Genomic DNA, 22,432 nt, shown 5'->3' on the forward strand with positions numbered 1-22,432 from the left:
ACACCAACATAAGCATTACAACACCGCTGTAGGTTGGGCTTTAGCCCATCAATCATTGCAATCGACCATGCTAACCAACGGCATAAATGCCGACCTACTTTAAAAGAAGGTGCTAGGTTCTAGCAAAGACGAGAAAATCTTAGACGAACGGCCTACGGCCTTACGGTACGCGACTTCATCACTACGGAACGCTTCGCTTACGGTGAAAACTAGAAAAGAGCAAAGCGACGGCATAAATGCCGACCTACAAAAGATAATCGTAAACACCAACATAAGCATTACAACACTGCTGTAGGTTGGGCTTTAGCCCATCAATCATCGCAATTGACCATGCTAACCGACGGCATAAATGCCGACCTACTTTAAAAGAAGGTTCTAGGTTCTAGGTTCTAGGTTCTAGCAAAGTATAAAATCAGCATCAAAAGCCAAAGGGTGTTTTCTGTTGATTTCCTAGCAGGATCTAGTCCATCCTAGCAGTGAGCTGGCGAACGTCCTAGTACCTAGGATCTTCTCAGCTTGAACCGGCTCTCAACCCTTTCTATGCAAACGGATCAGCAGTTCAGCTTCGGCTTTTGGTAATTCACACTCTTGGATAAGCTCGTCGATGCCAGCGCCAAGATCGACCATTTTCATCGCTCGGGAATACAATCTCGCTTGTGGATCTTGCTGGTTGGCTTCGTCCAGTTTTGCATCTTGCTGCTGTAGTTTCTTTTCCAGCTCAAGTACTCTACGACCGACACCAATAGTGCCACTTCTCAGCTCTTGTAGCTCTCGCTTAACCGCTTCTCTTTGCTTATCGCCCTCTTTAACCAATAAGGTCAAGGCTTCCACTTTTGTGCGTAGCTTTTCCGCTTGTTTTTGTAAAAACCAAACCAAGCCGATAAAGGCAACGACAAACAACAGCGCTGCTACAATAAACACTTCATCAGTAATCATTTATGGCTCTTTTAATAAAAGGGATTAAGTATTAGAGGTTCTAGGTTCTAGGTTCTAGGTTCTAGCAAAGTATAAAATCTTAGACGAACGGTCTGCGGCCTTACGGCACGCGACTTCGTCACTACGGAACGCTTCGCTTACGGTGAAAACTAGAAAAGAGCAAAGCGACGGCATAAATGCCGACCTACAAAAGATAATCGTAAACACCAACATAAGCATTACAACACTGCTGTAGGTTGGGCTTTAGCCCATCAATCATTGCAATCGACCATGCTAACCGACGGCATAAATGCCGACCTACTTTAAAAGAAGGTGCTAGCAAAGCATAACATCAACATCAAAAGCCAAAGGGTGTTTTCTGTTGATTTCCTAGCAGGACGCAGTCCATCCTAGCAGTGAGCTGGCGAACGTCCTAGTACCTAGGATCTTCTCAGCTACTCTCGGCTTAAACCGTCTTAGCTTATTCGGCCCTTAACCGGCTCTTAACCGACTCAGCTTATTCGGCTCTTAGCCGGCTCTAAACCATCGCGACTAAATCTGTGTCAGTTCCATCCACTCTTCATCAGACAGTAGCTTATCAAGATCTACTAAGATCAATAGCTCGCCATCGCGGTTGCTGACACCTTGGATAAACTTAGCACTCTCTTCAGTACCCACGTTCGGTGCATTATCAATCTCTGAACGGCGTAGATAAACAACTTCAGCAACGCTATCGACCAAGATGCCAATCACTTGCTTTTCAGCTTCGATAATCACAATACGGGTAGAGTCGTTTACGTCTGCCGATGCTAGACCAAAACGTGAGCGGGTATCGATAACAGTAACCACATTACCACGTAGATTAATGATCCCGAGGACATAGTGCGGTGCACCAGGCACTGGAGCGATATCGGTATAACGCAGCACTTCTTGTACCTGCATTACATTGATGCCATAAGTTTCATTATCTAACTTAAAAGTCACCCATTGTAATACCGCATCGTCATTACTGCCCGGTACGGCTACACTATTTGAACTTGTCATAATCGCCTCAATCAATAGTTCTATGACTATCTATTTAAATTTCACAATAAGCATATCTTTCTATGCGCTTCAAACCAATCAATTTAATATCGAAATAATACAAACCTAAGCCTTTTATCGGCTATTTGTACTATTTCTAAACTGGCATTTCAAAATAATGCCAGTCCAACCGTTTTAGCCGCTGCCTAGCCTTGGCTGCCAAGACCTGAATCTAGCATCGCGATTAATGCATCGACATTTAAAATGCCGCACATTTGCTCTTTTACCACGCCCGCTAACCACGGTCTTTTTCCTGCTTGGCTGCGCCAATTAACTTGAGACTTATGAATTTTAAAGGTGTTGACCAATGATTCACAGGTTAAGCCCCAATTGCTGTCTTGTAGTAGCACAATGTATTTATAGGACACATTTTGCGCTAAGGTTTGGTCATATTTTTCAGGCATTACCCAAGCGCAAGTATCCACCACATTAAGTTGAGACTGTCGATGTTGCTGCACACCTAAATACCAGCTCGGCCGACCCATCAAATGACTAATGCGTTCAAGATTGACAATGCCGCCTAAACTCACTAACGGTACCGCTAACGTCAGCCCGGCGACTTTAAAAAACAGTACCTGAAACTCCTCGTCTAGCTGCTCAATCAAGTCTTTAGTCATACTTTTCGCTGTCGCTGATGACTGCGCCGCCACAACATTAATTTGCTCACTATTGACACTTTCTGGCGTTGAATTGAGATCCGTTGCTGCTATTAACGCTGGTTTTTGCGCTACTGCTGCTAGCTGTTTTTCTGCAACCGCAGTCACTGCCGGCTTGGGCTCTACTGGCGCCGACACCGGCGCTAATAGCTGAGCTAGCGCCTGGGGATTAATCCGCTCCTCGACCTCTGCCGTGGCAAACTCTTTAACCTGCACAGCACTGTTACCTTGCTGCGGACGGAGTTCTGCACTCAAGGTGCCATGGTTTAATCCTGTTGCTTCATCAGTGTTAACGCGCTGAGCTACCGGCGTTTCATTAAGCAGCGAAGAGAAATAATCACATACCGCGTCATCAACCAATTTTGACATGAGATAGATCCTTGGCGAGCAAATAATCAAGCAATCGCTCGTAAGCTTTTACGCCGCGGCTGCGCGGCGCGTAATGTGAAGCGGGTAAATGGCTCAAACTTGCATCTCTGAATTTGGTGTCTACGGGAATAACGTCTGACCACAAGTTGTCTTGGTAGTCTTGATTCAATTGTAACAACGCGGCATTGCTGGCACGGGTACGTTTATCAAACATGGTTGGCACAATTGAGTAGCTATAGTGGACTTTTTTAGATCGCCCCATAAGGATCATGGTTTTCACCATGCGATCTAGCCCTTTAATCGCTAGAAATTCGGTTTGTACTGGCACAATGATATGTTGACTCGCGGCTAAGGCATTGACCATTAATACGCCCAATACCGGTGGGCAATCGATTAATACCACATCGTATTGCGCTTCTAGCAGTGCCAGTGCCTTGGTTAAAATCAACCCCATCCCCTCTTGATGACCCAAACTGCGGTCTAGGGTCGCTAATGCCATTGTTGACGGTATTAAGTCGAGCCCAGGGACATTGGTTGGCACAATATAATTGCCAATACTTTCTTTACTTAAGCTTTTGTTTGCTAAGAACAGATCATATAGAGAGCTAGGTAGCTCTTCGCTATCGATCCCCAAATAATAACCCAAAGAAGCATGTGGATCGGTATCAACCATCAACACGCGTTTACCTCGCTTGGTAAACGCGCCAGCTAAACTCGCGACCGTGGTTGTTTTACCAACACCGCCTTTCTGGTTTGCTATGGTCCAAATTTTCAAAATGATCCTTATGATGGGTTAGCCATCGCCTTAGAGGTACTTTAACTCGCGCTTAGCCGGCTGTTACTCTTCTAACGTTCGAGTTGTGATCCTGATCCCACCATGGGGGAGACTTATCAAGTTCACTCCATCTGCAGCGACGGTGAGCATCTGTGCTTTTACCGGGATAACAACGGCTGCTGCGTCCAATACCACTGTTGCAGTTTCATTATTAACGTCATTACTGACTTCATTTGCGGCGACGGCGACCATCTGCGCTTTTACCGGGATAACAACTGCTGCTGCGTCCAATACCACTGTTGCAGTTTCATTATTAACGTCATTATTGACGTCATTTGCGGCGACGGTGACCATCTGTGCTTTTACCGGGATAACAACTGCTGCAGCGTCCAACACCACTGTTGCAGTTTCAATATTAGTTTCATTATTGACGTCATTTGCGGCGACGGTGACCATCTGCACTTTTGCCGGGATAACAACTGCTGCGGCGTCCAACACCACTGTTGCAGTTTCATTACTGACTTCATTACTGACTTCATTTGAGGCTGACGTGGGGGGCGTGCTATCCATATTGACTGCGGCATTGATGACCGTTTGAACTGCTTGCTTAGCGATATTTTGTTCAACACTGCCATCGCCGATTGGCATGGTCGTTATCTCGCCTTTGCGGGCTCGCGCTATAAAGGACTGTACAAATACCGGGTTCTCTGCCATCCAATTAGCCATAACCTCAGCTTGTTCATCAGGCACCATAAACAAAATTTGGCTGTCTTTTAGCTGGGCAACTTCTGCAACTAGCAGCTGATGCTTATACCTGAGTTCAAAATAGAGCGAGCCTAAGCTAAATGCAGCAATGCTCAGTAAAAATATCAGCAACAGTGACACAGTATTGACTGCGCCTTTGATGCTTGTTTTACCCGCTCGTTGCTGCATATGACTAGCCATGTAAGGTCTCTTTAAGAATGGACTCGGCCATTTGCTCTATACCTATGGATTTACTCGAGATACCAGCATTGGTCACAGCCTGAGGCATGCCGTAAACCACACAACTCGCTTCATCCTGTGCCCAAATATTGGCGCCCGCCGTTTTGAGCATGCGCGCACCTTCTCGGCCATCGGCGCCCATACCGGTTAATACCACTGCTAATACATCGCCGCCAAAGACCTTAGACGCTGAGGCGAAGGTAATATCGACGCTTGGCTTGTAATTCATCTCAGGTTTACCTGCTAGCACTTTAATTCGACCGAAACTGCCACCACGTTCCAGCATCATCTGCATACCGCCGGGAGCCAAATAGGCACAACCTGCTCGCAACTGATCGCCACTTTGCGCCTCTTTAACCTCTATCTTACACAAGCTATTGAGTCGGGTTGCAAACGTCGGTGTAAACGCCGCTGGCATATGCTGAATAAGGATGATTGGGTGTGGATAATTTGCTGGCAGTTGCGTTAGCACTTTCTGCAGCGCTACCGGTCCACCGGTTGAGGTGCCGATAAGCAAGGCTTTGTATCTCTTACCACTCGCACGCGCTACAACCGTTGCACGGCTGCATGGTCGCTCTGCTAGCGCTTGCGATGAGGCACTTGCTGCAATGCCAGTACGTGCAGGCGCTGAGGGTTGCGCTATGCTAGTGCGCGCTCTTGTGGCAGCAGCTTGTGGCCGCACGGCGGGTCTAAATAAACGTCGACGCCCTAAGGTTTTGATCCGTTGCTGTAATAACGCAATCGCATCATCTTTATTGGTGGCGATGTCTTCAAAACGTTTGGGAAGAAAATCAAGTGCCCCCGCTTCAAGCGCATCTAATGTCGCTTTTGCGCCGTCGTGAGTTAATGATGAAAACATCAAAATGGGCACTGGCCGACTGGCCATGATCTGCTTAACCGCAGTGATCCCATCCATGACGGGCATCTCAATATCCATGGTGATCACTTGCGGATTTAACTCTGCAGCGAGCTTAACGGCCTCGGCACCATTAACTGCGGTTCCCACCACTTCCAGCTCTGGATCTTGGCTGACTATTTCGCTAACACGTCGCCGAAAAAAACTCGAATCATCGACAACTAGTACTTTAATACCCATTTAAATTCCTATAACGCATGGGGTTCCTGCTTTTGCCACTACGCAAAAAGGAATAAGTTGAAAGTATACTTTCTCCTTACTCCCTTATTGAAACGCTAACTTTTATTGCGAGCGTAGTGCTTTAGTAGACCTGGAACGTCCAAAATCAGCGCGATACCGCCGTCGGAGGTAATTGTTGCCCCCGCCATTCCCGGCGTACCATGTAACAGGGTGCCTAGTGGCTTAATGACCACCTCTTCCTGTCCTATTAATGAATCAACCACAAATCCTATTTGCATTGTTCCCAGCTGCACTATCACCACATGTCCGTGCTGTTTGTCACCATGGGTCAACGTCGAGCGACTGCGTGCCAGCCAATGCTCTAAATAAAACAGTGGTACCGCTTTATCACGCACTATGACCGTTAGTTGACCATCAACCACATGGGTTTTAGTCAGGTCTAAGTGGAATATTTCATTCACACTAGACAATGGTAATGCAAATACTTGTTCGGCCACTTCGACCATGAGCGTCGGCATAATGGCTAAGGTTAGCGGTACTTTAATTTCTAAACGTGTCCCTTTGCCTTTATGGGAGTCGATGAAAACCGTGCCGTTCAACTGGGCAATACGGGTTTTGACAACGTCCATGCCAACACCACGCCCTGATATGTCCGAGACCTCTACTTTGGTAGAGAAACCTGGGGCAAAAATCAGATTATAGGCTTCTTCATCACTCATTCTCGCAGCAGCTTCTTCATCAAGCACACCGCGGCTGATGGCAATATCTTTCAGCTTGCCAGGATCCATCCCGGCACCATCATCCTCGATTTTAAGCAGGATATGGTCGCCTTCTTGACTTGCAGAAAGGGTAATCGTACCAGAACGAGCCTTGCCGCTTGCTTCACGTTCATCAGGCATTTCAATACCATGATCAACCGAGTTTCTGACCAAATGCACCAACGGATCGGCTAATGCTTCCACTAAGTTCTTATCAAGGTCGGTGTCTTCACCCACCATAATAAGGTCAATCTCTTTATTTAGGCTACGGGCTAAATCTCTCACCACTCGCGGAAAACGGCCAAAGACTTTCTTAATCGGCTGCATGCGCGTTTTCATTACCGCACCTTGCAGATCAGCGGTAACCAAATCTAAGTTTGCCAGTGCCTTTGACATCTCTTCGTCATCTCGGGATACCCCAAGACTCAACAAGCGATTACGTACCAGCACCAACTCTCCGACCATGTTCATGATCTGATCAAGCCTTGAGGTATCGACTCGAACTGTTGTTTCCGCCTGGGGCATATTATTAGCAGCCGCTTTAGGCTTTGGCTTGGCTTGCACAGGGGCGACTGGTTTTAACTCTGGCTTGATCTCAGGCTTTGCTACTGGCGCTTGCTGTGATGTAATGATGGCTTGTACAACCGGGGCTGCGCTGACATTAGTTGGTGTCGTTTCCGCTGCAGCCGATGCGCTTGGGCTACTGCCTGAACCATGGAGTTCATCGAGTAAACGCTCAAACTCAGCATCAGTGATTTCATCGGAATCGACGACGTGCGTAGCTGCCGTTACAACAGCGGCTGCTGGTGCTGGTGCTTTAAACTGACCGGAACCATGAAGTTCATCAAGTAACGATTCAAATTCATCGTCGGTAATATCGTTGGAGCTGGTCGTCACTACATTTGCATTATCAGCTGCAGCACCTGGGCTGTTACCATTGCCATGTAAAGCATCAAGCAAGGCTTCGAACTCAGCGTCGTTGATGTCGTCAATACTGCCGCCAGTGATTATGTCGACGCTAGCGGGTTCAATCCTCGCAGCTTCTATGATCGCGTCACTTTGTTGACTCGCTTGGGCATCCGTTATCTCTGAAGGTAACAATTGCCCTGCACTCAAGGTTTTAAGCTGCGCTAACAAGTTCCCATCGGCTGCAGACTGGGTTTGTCCCGCCTGAGTTTCGGTAAACATAAAATTGATGGCGTCGACAGCTTGTAAAATGACATCCATAAGATTGGCATTGACTTGCCGCTTACCGGTACGTAAAAGATCGAAGGTATTTTCGGCTTCATGGCAGACATCTACCATTGGAGTCAAACTGAGGAAACCCGCACCACCTTTTACAGTGTGGAACCCTCTAAAAATGGCATTGAGCAGTTCGCTATCGTCAGGGTTATTCTCTAACGTTACTAGTTGTTCTTGTAGAAGCTCGATAATCTCACCAGCTTCGATCAAAAAGTCCTGCAGTATCTCTTCATCAACATCAAAGGACATTCTCTTGACTCCCTTAAAAACCTAAACTCGAAAGCAGATCGTCAACTTCATCTTGACCCGTCACAACATCATGACGTTTTTCTGCATTCATAATAGGACCTTCGGCTTCAACATCTAGCAAGGGTGTGCTTGCTGCAATGGATGCAGGCTGCTCACCAAAGACCGTCAACATAGACACTAAACTGGTCTCAACTTCTCTGACGAGTTCAATCACTCGACGGATCATTTGCCCCGTTAGGTCTTGGAAGTCTTGTGCTAGCAATATTTGATTAAGAAGTTCTTTAACTCGGTTTGCGTCCGATTCGCTTCTTTCTACAAATTGCTGAATATTATGGCACAGTGCTTTAAATTCAGTTAAAGGCAGTTCACGGCGCATGAGTTTACCCCATGCTGGTTTCACCGCTTGAATATTATCGCTTAGTGCATTTGCTAAAGGTAAACACTCTTCAACCGCATCCATAGTCTTATTAGCCGCTTGCTCCGTCATATCAATAACGTAGGTTAAGCGCTCTTCGGCATCTGGAATTTCGGTATTGGCTAGCTCTACCAAGCGGTTATCCACTTGAAAGTCAACTATTGCACTGTGAAGCTGGCGCGTTAAACGACCCACTTCATCAAAGAGTTCTTTTTGAATAGGTGAAGCAATTTCTCTCACCAATTCATCGGCTTGTGCTTGCTCGCCATCGCGAAGTAACGCGACGAGGCTCTCAGCTTGCTCGAGAGTAATGAGCCCTGAAGTATCTTGCTGCATTGCTCATCCCTGCTTAGCCTAATCGCTCGAAAATTTTCTCTAACTTTTCTTTTAGCGTTGCTGCGGTAAACGGTTTGACTACGTAACCATTAACGCCAGCTTGCGCGGCAGCAATAATCTGCTCACGTTTAGCTTCCGCTGTTACCATCAGCACAGGCAGATGCTTTAGATTATCATCGGCACGAATCGCCTTTAATAAATCAATACCTTGCATTCCAGGCATGTTCCAGTCGGTGACGACAAAATCAAAATCGCCCTTCTGTAACATAGGTAAAGCTGTCGAACCATCGTCTGCTTCTTGAGTGTTGTTGAATCCCAAGTCTCGCAACAAGTTCTTGATGATACGTCTCATTGTTGAAAAGTCATCAACAACAAGAATCTTCATATTCTTGTCCAAGGTTTCCTCCACGGAGCTTAATTTTTAGTGTTCGTTTATTGTTATGTTTGCGTCCAGTGCTTGAGTTTACCTTTGAGTCTTAGCATCGCCTGACTATGGATCTGGCTGACTCTAGACTCACTGACCTCAAGAATGGCCCCAATCTCTTTTAAATTTAGCGCTTCATCGTAATACAGTGACAATACCAGAGCATCTCGCTCTGGTAATAGCTTTATTCCCGCCACTAATGCTGAATGAAATTCGACTTTAGCTAACGATTCATAAGCAACGTCATCATGGTTACCGTCGTGATTAACCACATCAACAGCAACCCCTAGGTCTTCTATCCCAACAACTTTACCCACAGACACATCATTTAAAATGCTGTAGTAGTCGTCGAGCGACATCTCTAGTCGCTCAGCAATCTCTGGATCCCGTGCATCACGACCAAGCTCTTGCCCAAGTTCATCAATCACTTGTGCAACGCGGCGTTGATTACGATGTACCGATCTGGGTACCCAATCGCCACGTCTTATCTCATCTAACATAGAGCCACGAATTCTGATCCCAGCAAAGGTTTCAAATTTCGCGCCTTTAGTACCATCAAACTTCGATGACGCCTCTAACAGCCCCATCATACCCGCTTGCAGCAAATCATCTAGCTGCACTGACGCCGGTAAGCGCGCCAATAAGTGATGGGCAATTCTTTTAACTAGCGGTGCATACTGTTCAACGATAGAGGTCTTATTATCAAAACGAGTATACGCGGCCGCTTTATTCACCAGAATTATCCTCTTGATAACTAGGACGTTGCACTAATCGTTCAACAAAGAACTCCAAGTGTCCACCTGGTTGAGAGGGGATAGGCCAGCTGAGTATTTTATTCGCCAGTCCATGGTAAGCAATGGCCGCTGGAGACTTAGGAAACATCTCTACAATCAACTTTTGCTTTCTAACAGACTTACGTAAATTCTCATCGAAAGGTACGGTTGCAACCAGCTCTAATGCAACATCAAGAAATCTATCCGTTACTTTACTCAGCTTGGCGAATAGCTCCATCCCTTCCCGTAAACTACGCACCATATTGGCGACAATCTTAAAACGGAACACACCATGTTCACGGCTCAAAATTTTAATCAATGCGTAAGCATCGGTAATCGACGTAGGTTCATCACAAACCACAATTAATACATCTTGTGATGCACGAGAAAAACTCAGCACCATATCCGAAATACCGGCTGCTGTATCCACGATTAAGATGTCAAACTGGGTTCTCATTTCACTAAATGCACGAATAAGACCTGCATGTTGTGCCTGAGTCAGCTCGACCATCGATTGCGTGCCAGACGTCGCTGGAATGATCCCAATGCCCTTTGGTCCTCTTAAGATGACATCATCTAATTCGGCATCTCCAGACAAAACATGAGATAAATTTTTATCGGCGCGCAATCCTAGCATCACATCGACGTTCGCTAGGCCCAGATCCGCGTCCAAAACCAGTACCCGTTTGCCTTTCTCGGCTAACGCGACAGCAGTGTTAATAGACACGCTGGTTTTACCAACGCCACCTTTACCACCTGATACGGCGATAACTTTTACTTTTTCATTATTTGGCTGATTCATCATACGTAAACCGCTTGCTTGATCGGGAGTCATGTTTTCACTCAAATGCATAGGTCATCTCGTGTGACCGTTCACTATTCTGTAATGGTTCTAATTGTTCGTTATCTAACACCGCTAATGCTCGATTGGCTAAAGCTAACGTGTCAGCCACTTGGATATCTTCAGGAACGCGTTGTCCATCCGTCACATAACTTAAAGGTAACCCACTTTGAATCAATACACTTAGCGCTGGCGCCAATGACACTGATTCATCTAACTTCGTCAGTACCGCGCCTGAAAGCGGGATACGAGTAAACTGTTTTACAGCCTCTTCTAGTACTCGACGCTGACCTGTAGCAGACATTACCAGATAACTACGAATAGGTATTCTGCTATTTGCAGTTAAATTATCAAGTTGTTGGAACAAGCGTAGATCTCGCTGCCCCATGCCTGCTGTATCAATCAAAACCAACTTACGATTCCTAAACTGATACAAAATCTGTTCTAACTCATTAAAATCATGAGCCTGCTTAACGGGGCACCCCATTATTTTGCCATAAGTTGCCAATTGCTCAAAGGCTCCAATGCGATAATGGTCGGTTGTTATCAATGCGACTTGATCTGAGCCATGATGCGCAGCAAATCTGGCCGCTAATTTGGCAACCGTGGTGGTTTTTCCCACCCCTGTTGGACCCACAAAGGCGACCACACCACCTTGACGCACAATATCGTCACCTTGATTGTCGAGTAAATTGGCTAAACTGCGTGGCAAGGAAGCAACCAGTTCTGCCGGGCCATAATGTTCACTCAAACTCGACAACTTTTTGGCGATGGCTGGCGAAAACTCAGCCTCAAGCAGTTTGCTTTCTAACATCGCACCCACGGGGTCGATACGTTTCTTTTGTTCAGACATCAAGGTGCTGACTTGATGAGTCAATAAACTACGGATTGACGCCAACTCCTCCTTCATCGCCTCCATTTCAGCACTGTTATTTTGCTTGTGTGGGCTAAAACTGTCTGGCGCTCTGTTAGGCGTAAATTCAGCTTTAGCCGCTTGCTTGGTTTGTGGTACCTGTGCTTGCAAGCCCTTAGCCCATTGAGGCATATCGAGCTCGTCGCTGCGCGTTGCCGATGTGTGCTGGCTGAGGCGGCTTTGTTGGCGCTCAAGTAATGCTTGTAGTGAATCAGGTGCTGGCGTTGTTTTAGCGCGAGTTTCTGTCTTCACATTGGCACGCGACCCTAGGGTGACTTTTTCATCGCTAAGGTCAGTAAAGGCTGCTGGTGACGGCGCTGCAGCTGGGATCTGTGGTTTTGGATCGTCATAATCCACCGCCGCAACAATTTCAATCCCGCCAGTCACTTTCTTATTCGACATGATGACAGCGTCTGAGCCCAAAGTTTCTTTGACTTGGGCTAGGGCCGAGCGCATATCTTTTGCTAAAAATCTCTTAATCTTCAATTATTCGCCCTCTACTGCCCAACAGCGGATACGATGCGTATCTGTTTTTCATCAGGAACCTCTTGGTAGGAGATCACCCTCAGATTTGGAATCGTATGCTTAACAAATCTCGACAACGTTGAACGTAGCATGCCGGATGTGAGTAATATTGCTGGTTGGCCGACCATTTCTTGCCGCTGTGTGGCATCAACCAATGACTTCTGCATACGCTCTGCGAGGCTTGGTTCTATATTAGGACCGTCGCCTCCCGTCGCTTGCATAGACTGATGCAACATCTGTTCCAACTCTGGCGCCAAAGTAATGACAGGGATCTCTAATTCAGGTCCGCTGATCTCTTGTATGATCATTCTCTTTAACGCTATTCGCACGGCGGCGGTAAGCACTTCGGTATCAGCACTCTTTGGTCCGTACTCTAATAATGTTTGTACTATGGTCTTCATGTCTCGAATCGACACACCTTCGTTAAGTAAGTTTTGCATCACCTTAACCACGGTACCCAGCGGCATAACATCGGGAATAAAGCCATCAACCAACTTGGGCGCATTTTTAGCTAACATATCCAGTAACTGCTGAACCTCTTCATAGCCCAGTAATTTAGACGCGTTATTGGTGAGCAGTTGGCTGATGTGAGTGGCCACTACCGTGGCAGAGTCGACAACGGTATAGCCTAAGGTCTGCGCATGTTCTCTAAGCTCAGGTGCAATCCATACCGCTTCTAAACCAAAGGCAGGATCGGTGGTTTCAATACCATCAAGCTTGCCAAACACCTGTCCGGGGTTAATCGCCAGCTCGCAATCGTGGCGAATTTCGCCTTCACCCGAAGACACCCCCATTAACGAGATCCGATAAGCATTGGGTGATAAATCCAAGTTGTCGCGAATATGCACAGCAGGGACTAAGAAACCTAACTCTTGCGATAATTTTTTGCGCACGCCTTTAATTCTGCCCAGTAGCTCGCCGCCCTGACCTTTGTCCACCAAGGGGATTAACCGATAACCCACTTCAAGACCTATGGTGTCAACATGTTGAACATCATCCCAACTTAACTCTTTAGGTTGAGTATCACGCTTCTCAACCGGGCCTGATTTTGCCAGTTCCAATGCCCGTTCGCGGTCTGTCGCTTTCTTTTTGTTAATCAAATAAGCAGAACCGCCAGCAATAGCGGCAAGCGATATAAAGACAAAATGTGGCATTCCAGGCACGATACCCATCACAAACATAACCGCGGCGGCAATGGCCAGTGCTTTGGGGCTGTCAAACATCTGGCTCATCATCATATCGCCCATATCGCCCGATTCATTCTGGCGAGTCACCATTAAGGCAGCGGCAATTGACAACAAAAGACCAGGGATTTGCGCAACGAGGCCGTCACCAATGGTCAGCAGTGTATAAATTTCGATGGCATCTGAAAAACTGAGGCCGTGCTGAGCCATACCGATAACAAAACCGCCGAGGATATTGATCACCAGAATCAATATGCCGGCAATCGCATCACCCTTTACAAATTTTGACGCACCATCCATCGCACCATAAAAATCGGCTTCACGGGTCACTTCGGCGCGTCTTGTACGTGCTTCTTCTTGGCTTAACAGGCCGGCATTGAGGTCGGCATCAATCGCCATCTGCTTACCTGGCATCGCATCAAGCGTAAAGCGAGCACTAACTTCAGAGATACGACCAGCACCCTTGGTCACAACCGCGAAGTTAATGATAATTAGAATTAAAAACACCACTAGACCGACGGCATAGTTGCCACCGATCACCACCGAGCCAAAGGCTTCAATCACTTTACCCGCGGCATCACCACCATTGTGGCCCTCGAGTAACACCACTCGAGTAGAGGCTACGTTAAGTGCCAGTCGCAGCAGTGTGGCGATGAGGAGGACGGTAGGGAAGGCAGCAAAATCCAGTGGCCGGTCACTATAAATAGCCACAAGTAACACCACTAAGGCGAGTGCAATGTTAAAGGCAAACAGAATATCCAGCAGAAAGGCAGGCATGGGCAAAGTGATCATAGCCAGGGCGGCTAAAACCAATATGGGAGTACCCAATCCTTTAAATTGTGCGGGCTTTAATTGTTTTAATTGCCCTAAACTTGCTTTAAGTTCCATTCACCCTGAGTCCAATCTTTGACGCTTGTTAGCTGTACTGCAAAATCAGTACCAATAGTAGAAAAAATAAAATAAACAAGCTCAATCTGCTCACATCGTAGAGCGTCGGACACTATAACCTGAAACCAATAACCAAAGAATGGATAGCTAAACAACTGACTGTTTTTCATACTGTATAATGCAATAAATGCGAACTAGCGACAAACGGTACGCCACAATCCCCTAATCAAGACTAGGCAAATATTTTTAGACACTGAGTCGATACGCTAGCTTAGTGTTTTAACTCATCGGGAATGGGCTGTTTTGTCGGGACGGCATTGGGGCGTCGCCCTTTACCTTTTTGGAATTGTCGCAGCTGAAATACATAGGCAAGCACCTGAGCGACGGCGGTAAATAGCCCTTCGGGGATCTCTTGGTCGATTTTCGTAGTATGGTAAATAGCACGGGCTAACGGCGCGGCAGTCACAATCGCTACATCATGCTCGCGGGCTATTTCACGGATCTTAAATGCCACCTCATCGACCCCTTTAGCCACCACAAAAGGCGCGGTAGATTTAGCCGCATCATATTTAACGGCTACGGCGTAATGTTCGGGGTTAACCACAATGACATCGGCATTGGGCACCTCCCCCATCATGCGTCGCTGAGCCATCTCTTGCTGCAACTGACGGATACGGCCCTTAACCTCTGGTTTACCTTCGGTATCCTTATATTCGTCTTTCACCTCTTGCTTGGTCATCTTCAACTCTTTGCTGTGATTCCAAATTTGATAGGGAACATCGATGGCAACGATTAAGAATGTTGATGCGCACAGTAAGATGAAAATCCACGAGACGAGATCAAGAGCATGATAGATATTACCGGGCAGGTGATCCTGCGACAGCATCAAAATATCATCGAGATAGATGTTAAGCACTGAATAAGCCGTTATCGCCACCACAGAGAACTTAGCAATACCTTTGGTCAGTTCCACCACAGCTTGCACACCGAACATGCGTTTTAAGCCTTTAGCTGGGTTCATTTTACTGGATTTTGGCATGCAGGCTTTGCCAGAAAAAGACATGCCCCCGAGCGCGATGTTACCCACGAAAGCAATGAGAGCGAGAAAGGCGATAAACCCCAACAGCGGTGCCGCTAACTCGTTACCGACCATGCTCCAAATATTCATCATCTGCCGGGTGTCAAAAATCTCCTCGCGGGTCATGACAAACAAGTTGATCATAATAGTGTGCAACGCCTTGGCAATGCTGGGGCCAGTCATGACTAACCCTACCGAAGCCGCAATAAGCACCGCGGAGGTGCCTAAATCTTTGGAGCGTGCAACCTGCCCTTTGTCTTTGGCCTGTTGCAACTTTCTGGAGGTTGCTTGCTCGGTTTTTTCTTGACTGCTGTCATTCTCAGCCATTAATAAAGCCCGCCATCCAAAGTACACTGTAGCTCGAGTACGTTACACAGCAAGATCTGCGTTTCACGCCATACCTCACCGAAATGAGCCATGATCGGCGTCAACGTAAGCCATAGAATAAACAGGCCACTGACCATGGTGACAGGGAAACCAATGGAGAAGATGTTCAACTGGGGGGAGGCGCGTGTCATTACCCCAAATGAGAGGTTAATGGTTAGCAGTGCCACAATCGCCGACAACGACATGGTTAACGCTGCGCCAAACATGTAGCCAACAAATTCGCTGAACAAGCGGTAACTGGATAGGCTAAGGCCCTCCATCGACACCGGAATGGAGTCAAAACTGGCCACCACCATTTTTATCAGCACTAGGTGCCCATCTACGGCGAGAAATATCAATGTCGTCAGTAGTAAGAAAAAGTTGGCGACTACCGGGGTTTGTTGACCGGAGCTGGGATCGATCATAGAGGCAAAACCCAAACTTGTTTGCATACCAATGATCTGCCCTGTTAATACAAAGGTTTGCATTAACAATAGAGTGGCAAAGCCCATCGACACGCCAATAATGATCTGCTGAAACGTCACAAAAACGGCACTTAAGGAGAACAATTCAATATTAGGCATTGGCGGTAAAACAGGCACTATGGCGGCGGTAACCGCCAGTGATAACATTAATCTGACTCGAGATGGTGTGGTATTGGCACCAAAAACAGCCATCACCATAAACATGCTCGATATGCGTGTTAGTGGCCACATGTAGCCAGCAATTCCGCTCATGATAGTATCCAGTAAGATATCCATCGTTACAGCGCCGCATCTTTGCACGAATAGAATGGCTCTTGGAGCGGTAGCCCCATGCAGTGCATCACTAGCCGATAACCTGCGGGATCATATTTACCATCTGTAGAAAAAACTCCATCATGGTTTGCACCAGTAAATGGCCCATGAACATCAAGCCCAATAACGTCGTCAGTAGTCGCGGTAAGAAACTCAATGTTTGCTCGTTAATTGAAGTCGCCGCCTGAAAAACTGCCACAACCAAACCGACTATCAAACCTGGCACAATAATCATCGAGACCATGGTGACAATAACGGCTAGCGCTTCACGAAAAATATCAATGAGGGCTTCTGGAGTCATAGCCTATCTCCAATAAACAAGCGAGAAACTGTGGCTGCTAACCTTTCAGGAGTCATAGCCTACCTATAATCCGAAGCTATTGGCTAAGGTGCCCATGACTAAGCTCCAGCCATCAACCAGTACGAACAGCATTATCTTAAACGGCAAGGAGACAATCATCGGCGACAGCATCATCATACCCATCGCCATCAAAATACTGGCCACCACGAGATCTAATACCAAAAATGGCACGAACAACATAAAGCCAATTTGGAATGCCGTCTTAAGCTCACTGGTGATAAAAGCGGGAATGATCACGCTCATCGGCGCATCTTCAGGCTCATTAATGTTCTGATAGCCAGAGATTTCGATAAAGGTATCTAAATCAGTCAAGCGGGTTTGTGACAGCATAAATGCTTTCAACGGGCCTTTACCGGTATTGAACGCCTGTTCGATCGGCATTCCCTGTTCAATATAGGGTTTAACCGCTTGCTCATAGATTTTGTCAAACACCGGCGACATGATAAAAAACGTCATAAACATGCTGATGCCGATTAAAATTTGGTTAGACGGTGCCTGCTGCAGTCCAATCGCTTGTCGCAAAATAGACAGTACCACGATAATTCGGGTGAATGAGGTCAACATAATGACGGCGGCGGGAATAAAGCTCAGCGCCGTCATCAACAGCAAAATCTGCATGGTTACTGAATACTGCGTTGAGCCATCAGCCCCGGTCGATACCGTCACCGCGGGTAAAATACCCGTTGCAGCGAGGGCCGTCGGAGAGAGCAAAGACAGCGTAAGTCCAGCAAATAACATAATCCATTTTATCATTGTGACGTCTTCGCTTGACGTAAACGACTCGCAAAAGAGTCTTTAGATAATTGTACCGGTGTGGTGAGTTTATCGACCACATTGACTTGATGTGGCGTGACGCCAAGCAGATATTGCTGGCCGTCGACTTCGACTAATACCAGCTTTTCTTTCTGCCCGAGTGGGGTTACGGCGAGTGTTTTGAGCACCCCTTGACTGCTTGGCACTAAATTAAGTCGCTTAACCATATAAGCTAAGGCAAAAATGAGTAGCAAAACGACGATTAGCCCTCCGACCATACTGGCAAGAGTGGCAATACTCGAGGGTGCCGCCGACTTTTCTGCAGTGGCGGCAACAGTGCTAAGGCTAGCGAATACCAGCTGAAAACTCATTGCTAATCCTTTTATTTAAGCTTTTTAATACGCTCGGTTTGACTGATAACGTCGGTTAAACGAATACCAAACTTGTCATTAACCACCACCACCTCACCATGGGCGATTAAGGTGCCATTGACCATAACATCAAGTGGCTCGCCAGCGACGCGATCTAACTCAACCACTGAGCCTTGATTCAACTGCAGTAAGTTTCGAATATTGATAAAACTACGGCCCACTTCCATCGAGATGGTCACTGGAATATCCATTATCGCATCCAGTTTTGACGCTTCCGATTCGCTGAACGGAGAAGGATCACTACTAAACTCATCGAGTTCTACCGCTTGTGCTTCTTCAATTGCTTGTTCAGCCATTGCTGCAGCCCAATCATCACCTGTATCTGTACTCATTAACTTATCACCTTATATCTCAGAACGTTCGCGTGGCTTGCCTTTGTGCGTAACCAACTGCAACTCTGACTTAACCGTCTCCGGTCGAGGAATTTTTTCACAAATTTTTAATGCAAGATTCTCTTTTGTTTTCCCCATCTTACAACGATAAGTGGGAAGATCTTCTACTTTAAGAATAATATGTTCGGGCAGTTCAACGGGAATAACATCGCCCGCTTTAAACGCAAGCACTTCACGCAAGGTCAGTTTATGTTCAACGACCGTGGCATCAATACCAACATCGACATCCATGATCTCGTCTCGTAATGCCAGTGACCAACGCATATCCGTATCTTGGGTATCACTTTGTACACCCGCATCGAGTAACTCGCGGATAGGCTCAATCATCGAGTACGGCATGGTGATATGGAAATCGCCGCCACCACCGTCGACTTCGATATGGAATGAACTTACCACCACCACTTCGGTCGGGCTAACAATGTTCGCCATCGCTGGGTTAACTTCAGAGTCGAGATAATCAAACTCAACATCCATCACCGGTGCCCAAGCTTCTTTATAATCTTCAAAAATGATTTTTAGTAGCAGTTGAACAATACGGCGCTCAGTAGGGGTAAATTCTCGGCCTTCAATTTTGGCGTGGAAACGCCCATCACCACCAAAAAAGTTATCGACCAAGATAAACACCAGTCTCGCTTCCATGGTGATCAGCGCCGTGCCTTTTAAAGGACTAAAGCGCACCATGTTTAAGCTGGTTGGGACGAACAGGGTATGAACGTATTCACCAAACTTGAGCATTTGTACGCCGTTGATTGACACTTCAGCCGCGCGGCGCATCATGTTAAACATGCTAATACGCAAGTGGCGAGCAAAGCGCTCGTTAACAATCTCAAGCGTTGGCATTCGGCCACGTACAATACGGTCTTGGGAAGAGAAATCATAAGAACGAGCGTCAAGTTCGTCGTCCTCAATCATATCCTCTTCAACGTCATCTACACCGTGTAGTAGCGCATCAATTTCGTCTTGGCTTAATAAATCACTCACGATATTGCCTTTGCCTATATAAAAACGTTTGGTTTACAAAAAGCCGTGCACACTTACTGCATCACAAAGCCGGTAAATAATACTTTTTCAACCACTTTACGACCAATAATAGGCTGTAAGGTGTTTTGCACATTCAGCAGCGCTAAAAGACGCACCTCATCCTTGCCTGCTAGTGTGCTGAGTTTTTGCACATCTGAGCCACTAAATGTGGTCAATAGCGCATCTTCAAGCAGGGGTATATGCTTTTTAATCAATATGTCATCGTCCTTGCCACGCACCATTAGCTGCACTTTTATTTCAACGAGTCGAGTGCGGCCATTACTTGGCAAGTTAAACAGAAAAGGCCGCGGCATAGCAGCGTAAAAGGCTTCTCCCTGATTTGCAGTCTCTGTCGCAACCGTAGATTGACCATCGGCCTGATCAGAGGCGTCATCACCACTGAATAACATCCATAACGTCACAAGGATGATGATGATAAGCACGGCTGCGATACTGCCAAACATGATTAACTTTTTGTTACTTTTTGGCTCGTTACTGACCTCGAGCTCTAATGATTGTTCTTCTGCCATCTGCTTTCCCTAACTGGAGCACCAATGCTGTTGCTTAACCGATTATTGAGCAACCCATCAAGCCAAATTGCCTATTGCACTATAGGTTACCTGCTTATGCATAATAATCTATACCTGAAGCGCGACTTGTTGCCAGATTTGCGCCTACAACCAGCTCTTCTGCTGGAATTTCGTCCATTTCAGCGTGACTTTGGCCCTGGCCGTCTCCATCACCGTTAAAAGACTGCTCATTGCCACCATTACCTTGGGACACTTGGCCATCGGTTAATTGCAGTCCCTGTTCAGCCAGCATTTCCCGTAACCTTGGCATTGCTTGCTCAACGAGATCGCGGGTTTGATGCTGTGAGACTTGGAACTGCACTTGTGTGGAATCACCTTGCACCTGAATACGCACCACCATACTGCCGAGTTCAGCCGGGTCTAAGCGAATTTCAGCGTGTTGAACGCCTTGGCTCACCATGGTCATTAACTGTTGTTTCATCAACGGAGAGAAGCGCTGGATCATCTCCTGCATCTGCGTCGCTTGGTCGGCATATTGCTTGAGTGACAGTTGTATTTGCTGAGGCTCTGTGCGGGTTAAACTCTGCTGAATTTGTAAATTATGGGCTTGTAAGCCTGCAACAGTCTTAATCTCTTGCGTCGATAACTCTTGATTACCACTGGCTAGATTGGCCTCTAGTCCCATCTGAATTGGGGTTAGCCGTACCGACAGTTCTGCGCCTTTTAACTGCTCTGCTGCCATCTGGTTAGCATTAACGGCTACAGATTTAGTCGCACTAGCACCGTTTTCGATGTCGTTTGCTTGAGCTTGAGCTTGTGCTTGAGCTTTAGTTTGAGAAGCGCCTGCTTGCATCGCCGCTTCTTTGCCTAAAATATCACGGCTATCAAGTTTACTGTTTGTATCGGTTGGTTCATTGCCTGCAACCGCAGTATGTTGGACCTTGGGATCATTGATGCTGCCATTTAGCGGTGATGCTGCGGCATTGGTTTTGACTAATGACTCAGCGCTGGCCGCCTGTGGGGCCGATGTAATGGCATATTGAGTTAGAAGCTCACCATTAGCATCCAGTATTTTACTTTGTGCTAACAGGGTCTTGAGTTCATCTGCTGGCATATTGCTAAGGGCTTGTTCTGCAATACCGCTTTGAAAGCTTAATGCTTGTAAGATTTCATCTGACAACTCAGTGTTGGCGGCATCGGTCGATAGTTCGCCCTCTTTAACCCGCTTTGCATCACTTTGCTCTAAAGCCATATCATCGTCTAACGGCAAGCTTTCGCCGTCAGCGGCAATGGTAGATCCACTCTCTGCATCGGTAGGGAAGTTATTGGCGAGATTAATTTGTGCTAGGACTTGGCTTACGTCATCACTGCTAACGGATCCTTTAGCATCAGCCGTTGCTGTCTTGCCGCTTGACCGTGCAGCTGCGGTGTTTTGAGTATTAAAATGGTTTGCCGTAGTGCCAGCACTGCTCTGCTTATTCGCTTGCTTAATGGCTTGTTGATTAGTTTGCTCAGTTTTTAGCGCTGAATCGCTGTTGCGGGCTTTTTCTAGGGCAGCAGAGAAATTGTCGCCGTTAGCTGTCGCTTCTGGCTTACTGTTAGTCGTTGCCTTTTTTGCGGCGACTGCATCAGCATTACTGAGTAAAACATGGGTCATCTGCTGCATAACTTCTCCGTCAGCGTTGCCTAAACAAGCACAAAATGGCTATCAAAATCTGGTATTAGCCGGGTATTGGTCCGGTATTGGGCGTCAAAATATCGGCTTGATAGCTGACACCTATAGCCATTCAAAGCAATTATGATGCCAATAAATGTGACAGAGAAAAAACTATCGGCGGGATTTTCGGTAAAACTGTTGCGATGCAAATTCATCGACCATTTTTTGCTCTTTGCGTTGCTCTGCAAGTTGAGCTGCTTCCGCTTTTTTAGCCAGCAGTAACTCTACTGCTTTTCGCTTTTGTTGCTTCTCTTGCCAATGGTTTTGTCGGTGTAGCTGTTGAGTCAGCGCTTCCTGCACTGTGTTAACCTGCTGTACAATCGCGTTATCAACTTGACGTACAAACTGGTGAAATTGATGGTAATAGCTAGCGCTAATTTGTTGACCCTGCTGCTGCTCCATCTGCTTCATGTAATCCAAACGATAGTCCTGCAACGCTTTTAACTGCGATTGCCTACGCTGCAGCTCTAACTGAGCGCTACGCAGTTGCAGCGATGCCTGCTCTTCCGCATCTTTGCTGAGTTTAAGCACGGTAATTAAAGGATCTGTTTTAGCCATTTT

Annotated in this window: 23 protein-coding genes; all 23 read right to left on the bottom strand. The window is 46.7% G+C overall.

The features are described 5' to 3' along the window. Positions 1–528: 528 nt before the first annotated feature. The 23 genes from L2755_RS13740 to fliJ all read right to left on the bottom strand — a co-directional run bounded on the left by L2755_RS13740 (position 529) and on the right by fliJ (position 22,429). A complete protein-coding gene (locus tag L2755_RS13740) occupies positions 529–936 on the bottom strand; it encodes a DUF2802 domain-containing protein (RefSeq protein ID WP_283102834.1) in 408 nt (135 codons plus the stop codon). 531 nt (positions 937–1,467) lie between these two features. Beyond that, on the bottom strand, positions 1,468–1,959 hold the full coding sequence (locus tag L2755_RS13745; RefSeq protein ID WP_248981255.1) for a chemotaxis protein CheW: 492 nt from the start codon (positions 1,957–1,959) through the stop codon (positions 1,468–1,470). A gap of 185 nt (positions 1,960–2,144) precedes the next feature. Further along, positions 2,145–3,023, bottom strand: a complete 879-nt coding sequence (locus L2755_RS13750; RefSeq protein ID WP_248981256.1) for a chemotaxis protein CheW — start codon at positions 3,021–3,023, stop codon at positions 2,145–2,147. After that, positions 3,007–3,798 (bottom strand): ParA family protein, encoded by a 792-nt coding sequence (locus L2755_RS13755; protein WP_248981257.1) that lies wholly within the window; start codon positions 3,796–3,798, stop codon positions 3,007–3,009. Before L2755_RS13755 ends, L2755_RS13750 begins: the two co-directional genes overlap by 17 nt. A 63-nt stretch (positions 3,799–3,861) precedes the next feature. Further along, on the bottom strand, positions 3,862–4,743 hold the full coding sequence (locus L2755_RS13760; protein ID WP_248981258.1) for a hypothetical protein: 882 nt from the start codon (positions 4,741–4,743) through the stop codon (positions 3,862–3,864). After that, positions 4,736–5,878, bottom strand: a complete 1,143-nt coding sequence (locus tag L2755_RS13765) for a protein-glutamate methylesterase/protein-glutamine glutaminase (protein WP_248981259.1) — start codon at positions 5,876–5,878, stop codon at positions 4,736–4,738. Before L2755_RS13765 ends, L2755_RS13760 begins: the two co-directional genes overlap by 8 nt. 95 nt (positions 5,879–5,973) lie before the next feature. Next, positions 5,974–8,127 (bottom strand): chemotaxis protein CheA, encoded by a 2,154-nt coding sequence (locus L2755_RS13770; protein ID WP_248981260.1) that lies wholly within the window; start codon positions 8,125–8,127, stop codon positions 5,974–5,976. A gap of 13 nt (positions 8,128–8,140) precedes the next feature. Next, a complete protein-coding gene (locus L2755_RS13775) occupies positions 8,141–8,878 on the bottom strand; it encodes a protein phosphatase CheZ (RefSeq protein WP_248981261.1) in 738 nt (245 codons plus the stop codon). A gap of 13 nt (positions 8,879–8,891) precedes the next feature. Then, complete coding sequence (gene cheY, locus L2755_RS13780) at positions 8,892–9,275, bottom strand: chemotaxis response regulator CheY (RefSeq protein ID WP_248981262.1); 384 nt, start codon at positions 9,273–9,275, stop codon at positions 8,892–8,894. Between the two features lie 41 nt (positions 9,276–9,316). After that, a complete protein-coding gene (locus L2755_RS13785; protein ID WP_248981263.1) occupies positions 9,317–10,036 on the bottom strand; it encodes an RNA polymerase sigma factor FliA in 720 nt (239 codons plus the stop codon). Beyond that, positions 10,029–10,910: a MinD/ParA family protein gene (locus tag L2755_RS13790; protein WP_248981264.1), complete on the bottom strand. Its 882-nt coding sequence runs from the start codon at positions 10,908–10,910 to the stop codon at positions 10,029–10,031. The genes L2755_RS13785 and L2755_RS13790 overlap by 8 nt, the downstream gene beginning before the upstream one ends. Positions 10,911–10,914: 4 nt before the next feature. Further along, positions 10,915–12,315 carry a flagellar biosynthesis GTPase FlhF gene (flhF, locus tag L2755_RS13795; RefSeq protein WP_248981265.1) on the bottom strand — a complete coding sequence of 467 codons (1,401 nt, stop codon included), beginning with the start codon at positions 12,313–12,315 and terminating at the stop codon, positions 10,915–10,917. An 11-nt stretch (positions 12,316–12,326) separates the two neighbouring features. Continuing rightward, positions 12,327–14,426, bottom strand: a complete 2,100-nt coding sequence (flhA, locus tag L2755_RS13800; protein WP_248981266.1) for a flagellar biosynthesis protein FlhA — start codon at positions 14,424–14,426, stop codon at positions 12,327–12,329. 271 nt (positions 14,427–14,697) lie between these two features. After that, the gene (gene flhB / locus L2755_RS13805) at positions 14,698–15,831 is read right to left on the bottom strand and encodes a flagellar biosynthesis protein FlhB (protein WP_248981267.1); all 1,134 of its coding nucleotides are present in this window, start codon (positions 15,829–15,831) and stop codon (positions 14,698–14,700) included. After that, positions 15,831–16,631 carry a flagellar biosynthetic protein FliR gene (gene fliR / locus L2755_RS13810; RefSeq protein ID WP_248981268.1) on the bottom strand — a complete coding sequence of 267 codons (801 nt, stop codon included), beginning with the start codon at positions 16,629–16,631 and terminating at the stop codon, positions 15,831–15,833. The genes flhB and fliR overlap by 1 nt, the downstream gene beginning before the upstream one ends. A 67-nt stretch (positions 16,632–16,698) precedes the next feature. Then, complete coding sequence (gene fliQ / locus L2755_RS13815; RefSeq protein ID WP_248981269.1) at positions 16,699–16,968, bottom strand: flagellar biosynthesis protein FliQ; 270 nt, start codon at positions 16,966–16,968, stop codon at positions 16,699–16,701. Between the two features lie 63 nt (positions 16,969–17,031). Next, positions 17,032–17,781, bottom strand: coding sequence for a flagellar type III secretion system pore protein FliP (fliP, locus tag L2755_RS13820; RefSeq protein ID WP_248981270.1), 750 nt, complete (start codon positions 17,779–17,781; stop codon positions 17,032–17,034). Continuing rightward, on the bottom strand, positions 17,778–18,152 hold the full coding sequence (fliO, locus tag L2755_RS13825) for a flagellar biosynthetic protein FliO (protein WP_248981271.1): 375 nt from the start codon (positions 18,150–18,152) through the stop codon (positions 17,778–17,780). The genes fliP and fliO overlap by 4 nt, the downstream gene beginning before the upstream one ends. Positions 18,153–18,163: 11 nt before the next feature. Continuing rightward, positions 18,164–18,544, bottom strand: coding sequence for a flagellar motor switch protein FliN (fliN, locus tag L2755_RS13830; protein ID WP_248981272.1), 381 nt, complete (start codon positions 18,542–18,544; stop codon positions 18,164–18,166). A gap of 12 nt (positions 18,545–18,556) precedes the next feature. Next, the gene (gene fliM / locus L2755_RS13835) at positions 18,557–19,585 is read right to left on the bottom strand and encodes a flagellar motor switch protein FliM (protein WP_248981273.1); all 1,029 of its coding nucleotides are present in this window, start codon (positions 19,583–19,585) and stop codon (positions 18,557–18,559) included. Between the two features lie 53 nt (positions 19,586–19,638). Beyond that, the gene (gene fliL, locus L2755_RS13840; protein ID WP_248981274.1) at positions 19,639–20,154 is read right to left on the bottom strand and encodes a flagellar basal body-associated protein FliL; all 516 of its coding nucleotides are present in this window, start codon (positions 20,152–20,154) and stop codon (positions 19,639–19,641) included. Positions 20,155–20,248: 94 nt separating this feature from the next. Next, positions 20,249–21,820 (bottom strand): flagellar hook-length control protein FliK, encoded by a 1,572-nt coding sequence (locus tag L2755_RS13845; protein WP_248981275.1) that lies wholly within the window; start codon positions 21,818–21,820, stop codon positions 20,249–20,251. Between the two features lie 162 nt (positions 21,821–21,982). Continuing rightward, positions 21,983–22,429 (bottom strand): flagellar export protein FliJ, encoded by a 447-nt coding sequence (fliJ, locus tag L2755_RS13850; protein WP_248981276.1) that lies wholly within the window; start codon positions 22,427–22,429, stop codon positions 21,983–21,985. Between the last annotated feature and the right edge of the window lie 3 nt (positions 22,430–22,432).

Origin of the sequence: Shewanella abyssi (assembly GCF_023284025.1) — a bacterium.
Taxonomy (GTDB): domain Bacteria; phylum Pseudomonadota; class Gammaproteobacteria; order Enterobacterales; family Shewanellaceae; genus Shewanella; species Shewanella abyssi.